The organism is Paenibacillus sp. TSA_86.1 (assembly GCF_052691815.1).
The window spans coordinates 1,319,191-1,333,253 of sequence record NZ_JBQZGE010000001.1 but is presented as its reverse complement, the minus strand read 5'-3'; the positions used below and the strand labels follow the sequence as shown (position 1 = coordinate 1,333,253).

General features: G+C 47.0%; 11 protein-coding genes. All 11 read right to left on the bottom strand.

The features are described 5' to 3' along the window. Nucleotides 1–88 precede the first annotated feature (88 nt). The 11 genes from yfmH to dpsA all read right to left on the bottom strand — a co-directional run bounded on the left by yfmH (nucleotide 89) and on the right by dpsA (nucleotide 14,008). The gene (gene yfmH, locus ACUTVW_RS06095) at nucleotides 89–1,369 is read right to left on the bottom strand and encodes an EF-P 5-aminopentanol modification-associated protein YfmH (protein ID WP_445644917.1); all 1,281 of its coding nucleotides are present in this window, start codon (nucleotides 1,367–1,369) and stop codon (nucleotides 89–91) included. Between the two features lie 2 nt (nucleotides 1,370–1,371). Next, the gene (yfmF, locus tag ACUTVW_RS06090; RefSeq protein ID WP_445644916.1) at nucleotides 1,372–2,655 is read right to left on the bottom strand and encodes an EF-P 5-aminopentanol modification-associated protein YfmF; all 1,284 of its coding nucleotides are present in this window, start codon (nucleotides 2,653–2,655) and stop codon (nucleotides 1,372–1,374) included. Between the two features lie 130 nt (nucleotides 2,656–2,785). After that, on the bottom strand, nucleotides 2,786–3,619 hold the full coding sequence (gene sleB / locus ACUTVW_RS06085) for a spore cortex-lytic enzyme (RefSeq protein ID WP_445644915.1): 834 nt from the start codon (nucleotides 3,617–3,619) through the stop codon (nucleotides 2,786–2,788). Nucleotides 3,620–3,799: 180 nt separating this feature from the next. After that, nucleotides 3,800–6,577 carry a DNA translocase FtsK gene (locus tag ACUTVW_RS06080; RefSeq protein ID WP_445644914.1) on the bottom strand — a complete coding sequence of 926 codons (2,778 nt, stop codon included), beginning with the start codon at nucleotides 6,575–6,577 and terminating at the stop codon, nucleotides 3,800–3,802. A gap of 90 nt (nucleotides 6,578–6,667) precedes the next feature. Next, a complete protein-coding gene (locus tag ACUTVW_RS06075) occupies nucleotides 6,668–6,901 on the bottom strand; it encodes a YlzJ-like family protein (RefSeq protein ID WP_445644913.1) in 234 nt (77 codons plus the stop codon). After that, complete coding sequence (locus tag ACUTVW_RS06070) at nucleotides 6,898–7,671, bottom strand: ClpP family protease (RefSeq protein WP_434751640.1); 774 nt, start codon at nucleotides 7,669–7,671, stop codon at nucleotides 6,898–6,900. The genes ACUTVW_RS06075 and ACUTVW_RS06070 overlap by 4 nt, the downstream gene beginning before the upstream one ends. A gap of 231 nt (nucleotides 7,672–7,902) precedes the next feature. After that, on the bottom strand, nucleotides 7,903–9,588 hold the full coding sequence (locus ACUTVW_RS06065; protein ID WP_445644912.1) for a ribonuclease J: 1,686 nt from the start codon (nucleotides 9,586–9,588) through the stop codon (nucleotides 7,903–7,905). A 479-nt stretch (nucleotides 9,589–10,067) separates the two neighbouring features. Further along, a complete protein-coding gene (dapA, locus tag ACUTVW_RS06060) occupies nucleotides 10,068–10,946 on the bottom strand; it encodes a 4-hydroxy-tetrahydrodipicolinate synthase (protein ID WP_445644911.1) in 879 nt (292 codons plus the stop codon). Between the two features lie 47 nt (nucleotides 10,947–10,993). After that, nucleotides 10,994–12,211, bottom strand: coding sequence for an aspartate kinase (gene dapG / locus ACUTVW_RS06055; RefSeq protein ID WP_445644910.1), 1,218 nt, complete (start codon nucleotides 12,209–12,211; stop codon nucleotides 10,994–10,996). A 304-nt stretch (nucleotides 12,212–12,515) separates the two neighbouring features. Then, entirely contained in the window at nucleotides 12,516–13,112 is a 597-nt protein-coding gene (locus ACUTVW_RS06050; protein WP_445644909.1) for a dipicolinate synthase subunit B, read from the bottom strand. Next, nucleotides 13,109–14,008, bottom strand: a complete 900-nt coding sequence (gene dpsA, locus ACUTVW_RS06045; protein ID WP_445644908.1) for a dipicolinate synthase subunit DpsA — start codon at nucleotides 14,006–14,008, stop codon at nucleotides 13,109–13,111. Before dpsA ends, ACUTVW_RS06050 begins: the two co-directional genes overlap by 4 nt. Nucleotides 14,009–14,063: the final 55 nt, after the last annotated feature.

Sequence of the window (14,063 nt, the reverse complement as noted above, 5' to 3'; positions counted from 1 at the left end):
TTCCCCTATTGCTTTCAATTGTCGTTCCCCCCATAACCTTTACTCTTGCTTCTTCAAAACCTTTAAACGGCTCTGTTCCCTCTCCAAATCACGGACTCACAACCAACGAAACCACCAGCTGTTCCCAGCGAATATGCTCTTTCAATCGTTGATTCACATCTTGCAGTGTAATCGCTTCATACAACGAAAGCATATTGAAAAAGTCACCTCCGCGGAATTGCTGACGCGTGAACTCATTTGCAATGTTTTCTGGTGAATTAAGCATGCGCAAATAACCGCCGATTTTCTTTTTGCGTGCACGTTCAAAATTGGAAGCATCAAACCCTTTTTGCACAATAATATCCACTTCTTCACGTATTCGTTTCAACAATTGATCGGGGTCTTTGGTATCCCCTCCAACTGCGGAAAAGGCATATTCCGGTGAACTGATATACTCATGTCCAAAGCTGTCCGAGATCAGATCTTCATCATAAAGTGTCTGAAACAGACGTGTGCTGGAACCAAATAATAGATCCATCATCAACTGGGTAATGGTATCCCGGCACAAAAGCGATTCTCCTGTTAGCCCAACATCCGTCTCCTTAAATCCAAACAAACATTTGGGCAGAGAAACCGATAATTTGACTTCGCGTCTCGCCTCTCTAACCTGCTCGGGCTCAGGCTCGAAAAAGCGCTGAATTTGGCCCTGCGGCTCGTAATTCTTTTGCGCCTGATTGGATCGAACCATGCTGATCACTTGCTCAGGGTCAACGCCGCCCACAACAAACAAAAGCATGTTGCTTGGATGATAAAAAGCGTTATAACATGTATACAGCGTTTCTTTTGTGATCGTATTAATGGAGTCAACCGTGCCTGCAATGTCAATATGCACCGGATGTTTTTGATACATCGCTTCTATCAATCCAAAATAGACCCGCCAATCCGGATTATCGGCATACATATTAATTTCTTGTTCAATAATGCCTTTTTCCTTGTTGACATTCTGGTCTGTGAAGTATGGATTTTGCACAAAATCAACTAATGTTTGTATATTTTCATTCATATTTTCGGTCGCGGAGAACAAATATACGGTCTGATCGAAACTGGTAAATGCGTTCGCAGAAGCGCCATGAGAAGCAAAAGTTGCAAAAATATCACCTGTAGGCTCCTCAAACATTTTATGCTCCAGAAAATGAGCAATACCGTCAGGCACCTTCACTTCGGGCTGTCCTTTCACTTGAAAGTGATTATCAACTGACCCATATTTGGTCGCAAACGTAGCATAGGTTTTCTGGAAACCTGGTTTGGGCAAAACATAAACGTGCAGTCCATTGTCCATGACTTCGTAATATAACGTTTCCTGCAGATGTTCATACCGAATGCTCTCCACGACTATTCCCCCTTCTCGTCCCGCAAGAAATAAATCGTATCCAGACGGAACTGCTCTGCGGCTTCACGGACATCCTGCTTGCTGATCTGCTCCATTTGCGCAAGCAACTCTTCAGGTGTTCTCTCCTTACCAGACAACTGACGGTTAAAATCATAGGCAATCATCTCAAAGGCAGAATCCTGCATTTCCTTCAGCAGATTACGTATCATCGCTTTAGTCTGAGACATCTCCAGATCTGTGATATTGCCATGCTTCATCTCATCAAGCTGCTGCTTGATAATGCTAACCGCTTTTTCATAGTTGGGGATTTCAATCCCGGATTGAATGGTGGCAATACCCTTGTGCCCGTCATATCTGGAAGAAGCATAATAGGCGAGGCTTTCTTTTTCACGAACGTTGACAAACAGCTTCGAATGCGGATAACCGCCAAGAATGCCGTTATACATCAGCGCTGCCGCGTATTTATCGTCTGCATATGTGATGGAAGTACGAAGACCCATATTCAGCTTGCCCTGACCAATGTTCAGCCGCTCGATGACTGTATTTGCTTCGTCATTCCCGCGAACCGCTGTCTGAGCGTGATAATCGGAGGAAATCGTACGTTCCAGATTAAAATGACGCTGCACCAGTCCCTCTACCTCTTCAAGTGATGTATCCCCCACCACATACAGATCCATGCACGCGTCATTTAGCCAATTCTCATAAGCAGATGTCAGTTCTGGAGGTTCTATATCTGCCAATGCTTTGCGTTCACCTAGCGGGTGGAGCCTGTACGGCTCATGCTTGCACATTTCTTCGATACAACGCTCAGCCGCATAACGCATTTTGTCGTTCACGATGGACTCCAGCTTTTTACGGACCGTCTCACGCTCTGCATGCACGTACGATGTTTTGAAGTGTCCATTTTCTCGTGCAGGCTTCGTTAACACTTCGCCAAGAAATGCAAACGAACGATCCAGTAGTTGCTGCTCTCCACCTCCAACAAAGGAATCATTAATCGTGTCCATGCGGAACTGCACAATCTGATAATCACCGCGTTTATAGACGTCAAAACCGAATCCTGCTCCGTACAGATGCTCCAACTGCTCTCGAAACTGCGTTGTTTCCGGATAGGATTCGGTCCCTCGCCTTAAAACAAACGGCGTTAGCCCGACCTGTGTAACCGTGTTCTCGCGTAAAGGAACGCCGGCATACAGGGAGATCGCGAACGTTTTGAAACGTTTGGTTGGAAGCACATGGATACGTAGCTGTTTCCGGCTGCCCCGTTCAAATTCTGCGGTATTCAAATGTCAAAACCCCTTTACGGCCTCATTTAGATAACCAGTCATGATCAACCTTAAACGTAACAACCATTTTAAACCATCCAAAAGCCAAGAAGCAACCGAAGTCATGCCTTCTGGTTGCTTCCCTGCCTGATTACATGCAGAATATATGCTGCCCGATCGTTTTTACCTGCGGACGAGTCCATATCCACTTGGATGTGGCTGTCTTCGGGTTAAAATAATACAGGCATCCACCGGAAGGGTCCCATCCGTTTAACGCCTGTTCCACCGCTTTTTTCGCCTGTGCATTCGGTTCCAGATAGATCTGTCCATCGGCTACAGCTGTAAAGGCTCCCGGCTGAAAGATGACCCCGGAAGGGGTAGATGGAAAACTTGTTGAGTTTACCCGATTCAGAATAACAGCAGCTACGGCTACCTGACCTTCAAACGGTTCTCCTCGCGCTTCGCCATATACGGCATTCGCCATAATTTTGAGTTCGTTCTCGGAGAGCCCCAGCGCATTGGCTGAACCCATATCCTCTTTCTCATTGGCTGCGGTACTTCCACCATCATTACCTGTAGATTCTCCAGCGCCTCCTTTGTGCAATGGTGGTGCTGTAGGTGACCACTTGGTGCTGGCATTATACAGTTTCAGCTTCGTTTTTGCCCCAACCACACCGTCGGCCTTCATACCAAATTCGGATTGAAACCATTTCACCGATTTGAGCGTGCTGCTGCCAAAATTACTATCGATTTTGCCATTGTAGAAACCGAGATACTTCAAGCGTCCCTGAAGCTCGTATACATCCTGACCGTAACTGCCATATTTCACGGTATTGTTGCTGAAGGTCGGCATTGCTTTCTCCTCAGCCGGAATGTTGTTCTGGGCATTACTTTGTGGTGCTGTATGCTCAGGAAGCAGATAACGGATTCCCAGCGCAGATATCAGCAAAATAGCAGTGAAAAGCCATAGATTCATTTTTCGCATCGACTATGCTCTACCTTTCTCTTGTGGGATTTAACAGAACCGCTACTGATATTATGACAAGTGAACTTGTTTCCTATGCACCAAACGATCCGAACTCTGGAGCAAATGGCAAAGCCTCAAACGGTGTTATGCAGCAAAAAAACCTCCAACCATAATAGTTGAAGGCTTTCCGAAGCTTGACTATGAACTTATTTTGCTCTGTTGATACTGTTCCAGCGAAACAAGGACTTCACGTGGCTTACTGCCTTCGTACGGTCCAATCACACCTCTAGCTTCCATCGAATCAATCAAACGCGCTGCGCGCGTGTACCCTACCCGCATTCTCCGCTGCAAGAGTGATACCGACGCCTGTTTGGCCTCCAGAATGATCTGTACAGCCTGCTCATATAGCTCATCTTGTACTTCTTCTGCCGCCTGATTGGAATCGTCGATTTCTGGAACAAGGGTTTCATCGTATTGTGCCTCACCTTGACCTCGAACGTAATTCACAATATTTTCAACCTCTTCATCACTCATAAATGCACCCTGAACCCGAATCGGCTTGGAAGCACCCATTGGCATGAATAACATATCCCCGCGTCCTAACAGCTTCTCCGCCCCACCCATATCCAGAATGGTACGTGAATCGACTTGAGAGGATACACCAAACGCGATCCGTGAAGGAATATTGGCTTTGATTACTCCCGTAATAACATCGACGGAAGGACGCTGTGTGGCAATAATGAGATGAATACCCGCTGCACGTGCCATCTGCGCAAGACGAGCTATCGCATCCTCTACGTCGCCAGCTGCTACCATCATCAGATCAGCCAGCTCGTCCACGATAACTACGATATAAGGCAGTACCGCCGCCGGATTATCCTTCATCAAGTTATTATACCCTTCAACATTACGTGTACCCGATTTGGAGAACAGCTCATATCTTTTCTCCATTTCGACCACAATCTTTTTGAGTGCAAGGGACGCCCTCTTCGGATCAGTCACAACCGGGGCCATCAGATGTGGAATTCCATTATATACGTTCAATTCGACCATTTTAGGGTCAACCATTAGAAACTTGACCTCATCCGGCTTCGCTTTGTACAGAATACTCGTGATGATACCGTTAATACATACCGACTTCCCTGATCCAGTAGCTCCGGCAACCAGCAAATGGGGCATTCGAGCAAGGTTGCCAATGATGGTCTGGCCTGATATATCACGGCCAAACGCGATGGTTACTTTGGATTCTGCATCCTGAAACGTGGCTGTCTCCATGACTTCACGCATCGTGACAACGGATACCTCACCGTTGGGCACTTCAATACCAATTGCTGATTTACCCGGAATCGGTGCTTCCATCCGAATATCCTTGGCAGCCAGGGCAAGAGCGATATCGTCCGTCAGACTGACAATGCGGCTAACCTTGACCCCGATATCCGGCTGAATCTCATACCTTGTCACCGCTGGACCACGGACAACCTCCAGAACTTTCGCACGCACACCGAAGCTTTCCAGTGTCGCTTCCAGTTTACGTGCAGTCTGCATATAATCCTTCTGGTCTGCGCCTTTCCCGCTATTATTAGGCTTGGAAAGAAGACGGAATGAGGGCAGCTTGTACGGCTTCGGCGGTGGAGGTGGCGGAGCAGCTGGCTGCACAACATCTCCTCCTCCTTCAGCGGGTTGCTCCGTTTCGGAGTTCACTGCTTCGCCCGGCATGGGCTCACCATTGGCTATCTCATGTTCAACATTAGCTCCAAGCATATCTGATGCACCATGTGCATCAGACCACTCTGTTTCAACTAGTTCATCTGTAATTTTAATGTCAGCTCTGTCCGTCTGATCTGTAGTACTATCCTTACCGCCCAGATCATCCGGGAATGGATACGCGTCATCCAGATCATCATCTTTGTCCGGCTCTTCTGCTCTGACATGCTCAAAAAAGTCACGGATGATTGGTGCCGAATCAACCTTAGGTTGTGCTACTGGTGCCGCTGCAAGGATTGCGGCTGCTCCAGTTCCTTTGGTTACAGATTCAGGTTCGCCATACCTTGTATCGGATGGAAATTCCTGTCCAGCGCGATAAACGACCTGTTCCGATTCTTGGGCATGCATCTCTTGTGATTCATCAGACTGTTTCGACGACTGACGATCCGCTCCCCATTTTCCAAACAATTGGAAGAATATTGGAGCCTTACGTTTAGGGAGCTGTCCTTCATGGGAATCGTGCAGTTCGTGCTCATCGTCTTCTTCTTCATCGTCAACTGGTACAGGCGCTAATTTACGAGTACTGGCTCTCTTAGCACCTTCTGCAGAAGTTGAACGTTTCGCTGGTCTGGACTCAAACTTTTTGTACATTGAGCTGCCAGCGTCCCACATCTTTGTTCTGAATATGCGTATCAAATCAACATAGGAAAGGCCCGTAATAAGCATAAAGCTTATTACAAACATGACAATCATGATAAGCCTTGCGCCCAGACTCCCAAACAACCACAGGAATAAAGCAAACTGTCCTGCACCGATATACCCGCCACTAATATCCTTACCCAGCATAGAATCGCGTTCCCCTGGCGTAGCAGGCGTCAATAATTCAGTTTGCATATCATTATGTACCTGAGTCAGAACCGCTCCCGGTTCAAGTGCACCAACCGGAATCAGCTTCTGATGCATGGCGGATATTGTACTCATCAGGGTTAAAGCAAAGACAAGCAGCACCAATCCGGTCTTGCGAGTGGTCCAGCCGCTCGGCCACTTCCGGTGGATCATTACCATCAGACCGTAATAAATACCCACCAGTGGAATCGCAAAATAAAACTTGCCAAGCATGAGTCCAAACATCTTGGAAAGTGAACGTCCCACGGTGGCCTCACCTGACAGCGCTATGACTGCCAGCGTTATAAGCACAATGCCGTAAATTTCATATTTTAAGACGCCACTAAAGCCGGCAGCCTTTTTTTTCCTCTTTTTTCTTCTGGCCAAAATCCGGTCACCCCCAGAAGAATATTATACCATACAAATATAATCCGTACATATGTTCTTTTTCTGCACCTTTTGTCTGAATTCGTCGCGTTATGTTGGACTTGTGTTGCCCGAAAACGAAACCATAGAACCCGGCAGATTGGCCGGATCCAGATATGCTTCAAGGGGGCAGTCGAGTAAACGCACAATAACGGCTTCCGTGTCATTTACCGGTCTCACCTGCATTAACAAACCGTTCATTCGAAGCTCTCTCGTATCTCCGACTTCTGTCCACATTCCTGACCATAACTGCTCCGGGGGCATTACGGTATACATTGTTGTCATTGCGTATATCCTCCCGCCTGCATCGTCTGTCTCTTATCCCCCATAAGTTTGTTCAGTTGTGCGATCGCTTGGCCAATACCACCGACAGCGTCCATAAGGCCGTACTTCACCGCGTCTGCACTTCCTACAGCCGTACCGATGTCCCTGTTCAACTCACCTGTCTTGAACATCAGTTCTTTGAACATGTCTTCGGAAATGTTGGAGTGGGACGTTACAAAGCGTACAACACGCTCCTGCATCTTTTCCATGTATTCGAACGTCTGCGGTACGCCAATAACAAGCCCGTTCATGCGAATCGGGTGAATAGTCATTGTTGCACTTCCTGCAATAAGGGAATAGGTTGAAGCTACCGCAATGGGCACACCAATACTGTGACCTCCTCCAATAACAACAGTTACCGTTGGTTTGCTTAAGGATGCAATCATCTCAGCGATCGCGAGTCCAGCTTCCACATCACCGCCTACCGTATTGAGAATAATCAGAATACCTTCAATCCTCGGATTTTGTTCTGCAGCTACCAATTGCGGGATGATATGTTCGTACTTCGTTGTTTTATTTTGCGGGGGTAAAATCAAGTGTCCCTCCACCTGACCGATAATGGTCATACAAAAAATGTTCGATTCACTGGCTGGTGACTGTGTTTGTCCGAACTGCTGAATCGACTCCGTGACTGGAGAAATGTGCTTTTCCTCCTGGATTGGAATCTCGGGAGCCTCTGTCTCCGGTTGATTGGACCTTGGTATTTGCTTGTCATTCATCTGCTCATTCATTAATGCTGTCCCCTTCTCCTGAAAGATGTAATGGTTTGATCTTTCCTTAGTATGGGGAATCTGCCAACAAGCTTATACTTTCCTGAACAATCTTTCCATCATTCAGCATGAAGAACTTCTAATTCCCTTGAAAAAACAAAAAAAGCCCCTTCTCTACGAGGAACCGTCCAATATTACTCGTAGAGAAGGGGCGACTGTGTGCCTGCCTATATGTTTTTCACTAACCTTATTTTAAACTTCCATAATGATTGGCAAAATCATCGGTCTGCGACGAGTTTGCTCATATAGGAAACGTCCTAATGCATCTTTAACATTTGTTTTGAGTGAAGCCCACTCATTCACATTTTCGCTCATCAACTTCTGCAATGTGCTACTAACGATACGGTTAGCCTCATCGAGAAGTCCTTCCGATTCACGTACATACACGAATCCGCGGGAGATGATGTCCGGACCAGAAACGATTTTACCATCCTGCTTGCTGAGTGTTACCACAACAACAAGAATACCATCCTGTGACAAAAGCTTACGATCACGCAGTACAATGTTACCTACGTCACCTACACCCAGGCCGTCAATCAACACATTACCAGCAGTAACTTTACCTGCTTTGCGTGCTGCTCCACCTTGAATCTCCACAACTTCACCGATATCTGTGATGAAGATGTTGTCCGGGTCGATGCCTACGGATTCAGCAAGAACCGCGTGACGACGTTGCATCCGGAATTCACCGTGAATTGGGAGGAAGTATTTCGGTTTCATCAGGTTGAGCATGAGCTTCAATTCTTCCTGACTACCGTGACCAGATACGTGAACACCGCTGTTAGCGCCACTGTAATGCACATTGGCTCCCAAACGGAACAGTTCATCAATTGTACGGCCTACATACTTCTCATTACCTGGTACAGGTGTTGCCGCAATGATGACCGTATCTCCAGGAAGGATATCCACTTTACGGTGCGTAGAGCGTGCCATACGTGTCAATGCTGACATTGGCTCGCCTTGGCTACCTGTGCACAGAATGACCACACGATCTGCCGCCATTTTGCCTACTTCTTCCGGTTCAATGATCATACCGTCCGGAATTTCCAGGTAACCCAGTTCCGAAGCAATACCTACAACGTTTACCATGCTGCGTCCGATAACTGCTACTTTACGTCCAGTTACCTCTGCTGCATTGATAACCTGTTGAATGCGGTGTACGTTGGAAGCAAACGTTGCGACAACGACACGTTGGCTTGCTTTGCGGAAAATATCTTCCAGCACGATACCTACATTTTTCTCCGATGGTGTGAATCCAGGTTTCTCCGCATTGGTACTGTCAGACAACAACGCGAGTACGCCGTTCGTTCCGATCTGTGCCATACGTTGAAGATCTGCATATTGACCATTCACTGGCGTATGATCAAACTTGAAGTCACCCGTGTGTACAACTGCACCTTCCGGTGTTTCAACACATACCCCAACGGAATCCGGAATACTATGGTTAGTAGCAAAGAATGATGCTTTCAGCGTCGAACCCAGTTCGATCTCCGAATCTGCATTGATGAGAATACGTTTCGTATCACCCAGCAAATTAGCTTCCTTCAGCTTGTTCTCTACTAGACCAAGTGTAAGCCTAGTTCCGTATACAGGTACGTTCAAGTGCTTGAGAACATATGGTAAACCACCGATATGATCCTCGTGTCCGTGAGTCAAAATAATGCCTCTTACTTTATCACGGTTCTCAGTCAAGTACGAAATGTCAGGGATGACAATATCAATACCTAGCATGTCTTCTTCCGGGAATTTAAGACCAGCGTCTACGACAACAATGTCGTTCGCGTATTGGATAACATACATATTTTTACCAATCTCGCCTACGCCGCCCAATGCAAAAATCATCAGCTTTTCGTTATTATTATTATTTTTCTTAGACAAATGAATCTGAACCTCCTATGGTAGTTGGACGTCGTACCTTATTATTTATTGTAAGTTAAGAAAAGTAGTTCAAACATTACACACCTATGAATCAGGAGCGAATGTAAAAGAACACCTTTATTCACGATATTTGGAAGAAGTTCTTCGAAGTTATTCCCATCACCAACAGGTTGGATCTGAATTGTGCCTCTTAGCCGTTCCTTCCTTTTTCACAGCAAAGCCACACCATCGAAACGATGTCGCTTTCAATTTCAAAAAAATACCGCACCCAGTCACTTGACATCATTATACATGATTAAAAACAGAAAAAACAAGTCACTCTCTCGTTAACCTGTAGGTTTCCCTTACCTATCAAAAAAGAAACCTTACAACACTGGCAAAAAAAAGAACCGCAGCCTCAACCTTAGAGGTGCAGTTCTTTCCTTAAACAAAGCGTTCATGCTTATCATTAATAAACCAGTGTAGAATCTAACTGTTATTTACAGTTGAAGCAAATTTTCAATGTAATCCTGCTCATCTAACGTTGGCGGAATCAGAGGCAAACGCACTGAACCTACGTTCAAACCACGCAAGGTTAGCGCATATTTTACCGCTACCGGGTTTGGCAAAGGCTCCGGACACTCAAACAACCCTTTGAAGAGCGGGAAGAGCTTCTGATGGATTCGTGTAGCTTGAAGAGGATCACCACCGTAAAAGGCTTCGATCATTTTTTTCATCTCCGCGCCTACCACATGACTCGCCACACTCACGATGCCATGAGCCCCAACAGCAATAGCCGGCAGCCCTGCTGCATCATCTCCGGAATACACTCTGAAATGTTCCGGTGCACCCGTAGCAATTAAGGTAACCTGTTCCATAGAAGCACACTCTTTGGTAGCCACGATATTCGGAATTTGTGCGAGTTTTAACGTGGTTGTGGCAGACAGATTCGCGACAGTACGCCCAGGCACATTGTAGAGCATCACTGGCAGCGTGGTAGCTGCAGCAATGGCTTCAAAGTGTTTGTACATACCTTCTTGGCTAGGCTTATTGTAATATGGAACTACCAATAATACACCGTCCGCCCCGACACGCTCAGCTTCCTGAGTAAGATGGATGGAATGCGCCGTGTTGTTGCTACCTGTTCCGGCAATAATCTTGCACCGTCCAGCCGCATGTTTCACTGCAAATTCGAATAATTGAACTTTCTCCGTATCACTAAGTGTCGGCGACTCCCCTGTTGTTCCAGAGACCACGAGAGTCTCGGACTTTTGATCAACGATCAGATAATCGATGAGACGTGCGGTTTCCTCCCAATGAATCTCTCCCTGTGCATTGAACGGAGTCACCATTGCTGTAATCAATCTTCCAAAGTCCACTTCGATTTCCTCCCTCAAAACAGGTCCGGCTCCGCTAACTTCGATATTTATAAGTGAAGTTCAAATGAGGCGTGAAGCGCCCTCAGAGCCTGAACCATATCTTCTTTTTTGACAAGCACCCAGATCGTTGTATTGGAATCTGCCGATTGCAGGATCTGAATGTCTGCGAGGGTCAAAGACTCTACAATGCGAGCCATAATTCCGGGCACACCGTTAATTCCCCCGCCAATGACGGATACTTTGGCACAGCCAGACAAGCTTTGAGGCTTGAGACCAATCTCCTGCAATACACGTATAGCCTTCTCGGAATCACTATCAAACACGGTATAGACAACTCCTGAGGGGGTAACATTAATAAAATCAACGCTGATTGAGTTTTCAGCCATCGTTTTAAATACTTTCAATTGCAGACGATCCGTTCCGCCGGGAACATCTACTGTAATTTGCGTAACATTGCTCACATAAGCAATACCGGTTACATAACGGTCAATAATACCTGTCTGTACATCCTGGAATCCTTCCGGATGAGTAACAAGTGTGCCTTCTGTATCTGCAAAAGTAGATCTTACCCTTACCGGTATTTGGGACTGCATTGCGATTTCAACCGCTCGCGGATGAATGACCTTGGCCCCATGATGAGCCATATTGCAGATCTCCGCATAACTAACTACGGTCAGCGGACGTGCATCTTCAACGATCCGAGGATCAGCCGTCAAAATGCCGTTTACGTCCGTATAGATATCCACCATCTCCGCGCGCAATGCTGCACCCAGCGCTGTTGCAGATGTATCACTGCCCCCGCGGCCGAGTGTAGTGAAATCGCCTTTTTCCGTCTGTCCCTGGAATCCGGTTACGATAACGACACGCCCCAACTGAAGCTGTTCCAGCACACGAACAGGACGGACATCCAATATCCGGGCATTCCCGAAATTGTCGTCCGTCACAAAACCCGCTTGTGCGCCGGTCAGCACTGAAGTTGGAATGCCTTCATGTTCAAGCAAACTACTGAGCGTTGTTGCAGAGATGATTTCACCACAGCACAGCAGTAAATCCTTTTCGCGAGCAGATAATGCATTTCCGTTCTGCGCAGCCCAGTCCAAGAGCGTATCCGTTGCATAAGGTTCACCGCGGCGACCCATGGCTGATACCACAATAACCAGGTTTAGTCCTGCTTCAAGCTCACGTTTAACATGCCGGAGTACATGCTCTCTCGCTTGAACGGTGGAGAGCGACGTACCTCCGAATTTTTGTACCATAATACGCATCTTTATTCCTCCATTTGTGTACGCAAGAAGACTGGACACGGGTCAAATCAACAAATGCATAACCCTTGGGAGCGTTCCGATGCGATAATCTCAGCAATGTATACGGCATGATGAGACATGTATTGTAAATACACCTCTCCTGCTTGCTGCATGATAATCCTTTGCAAGCAGGAATGCCCTTATGAACAGGAACGTGGTAGAGGTAGCCATGTAATCCAGCTATCGTCCCCCATGATTTTCTTTGTCTCTCGAACCCTTCTTCATTTCTCCAAGCGTATAAACGTTATTGCCCTGGTTCTGATTCTTATGCCTGTGGAGTGCGCTCCACAATCATCGGCTGCAGCTGTTTGCCTTCGAGTGCACTCCAGCAAGCTTCCGGAATCAGTTCCATTTTGGCAACTAACGAATTTGGTTTTTTCATTGGATCATCTTGACCAAATGGTACAAAATACAAATATTTGGCCACAAGTAATTTTGCAATATTTGCTGCATTCAAACCAAGACCGTCATTCGTCGATATCGCCAGCACAAGCGGACGCTGATTACGCATCTGCGCTTTCGCAGCCATTAGCACCGGACTGTCGGTCATTGCATTAGCCAGCTTGCTCGTTGTATTTCCTGTGCATGGTGCAATAACCAGCACGTCAAGAAGCTTGGAGGGCCCTAGAGGCTCTGCCTCAACAATTGTAGAGATAATATCATTACCCGTTATATCTTTCAATTGTTTTTGCCAATTCTGGGCCGTGCCGAAACGAGTATCTGTCGTGAGTACCGAGTTCGAAATAATCGGAATGACGTTCGCGCCTTCGGACACAAAGCGGCTAATGACCGGCATAACCTCTTCAAACGTACAATGAGACCCCGTAATTGCGTATCCTACCGTTTTACCCTGCCAGTTCATGATTTAACCTCCCGTGCGTTCTGTTCTTCCAAAAGCAAACGGATTAACGCGTCGGCAATAATGCCGCCAGCCGTTTTGGGAGCAACGATGCCGGGGAGGCCTGGTGCGAGCAGTGCCTTAATGCCGCGTTTGTCGGCATATCTGAAATCACAGCCGCCAGGAGCGGATGCAAGGTCGATAATGACTGCTTTCTGAGGCATTCTGGACAGGATTTGTGCTGTGATTATCATAGTCGGTATCGTATTAAAAAGCAAGTCAACTTCCCCGGTTTGAGCGGCTAAATCCGTTGTCATGAAAGGCTTCCAGCCCATGATTGTTGCGCGGGCAACATCTTCATTTCTACGGATTCCCACCCGTACATTGGCCCCAAGCCCCTGCAGAGTTTTAGCTAGCGTAAACCCTGTTCGGCCGATGCCAAGCACGATGCATTCTGACCCGTGAATCGTAAAATCCGTCTCTTTAATTGCAATGGCGATGGCTCCCTCAGCTGTCGGAATCGAGTTGTACAGTGCAATGTCATCACGATCAAGCACTTCAACAAGCCGTAGGCCGTTCTCCTGGCAAAGTTCACGCAAAAATGGCTTAGCCATGCCCGTAAACACGGTGCAGTGCTCTGGCAAAGCAGCCATATGTTCCTTTTTCAGAACAATAGCATCACTACTGAACGAAGATCCAACCTTCCCTTGATCATCACAACTCACGACTGGCAGTACCAGCACATCTGCAGAAGCAAATACATCATCCTCAAGTTCGCGGTGTTCAATACCCGGAATAACTTGCTCCAGTTGATCGAAGCCTACCACACTTACCGCTGCATCCAGCTCGGCGCACTTTTGAATGACTTCAAGCTGCCTCGCATCTCCGCCCAGAACAACAATCCGGACTCCGGTCAGCATCGGGACGTCACTCCTTTCACCACATGTATGCCTTATCGTATGCAGCAGCCTACAG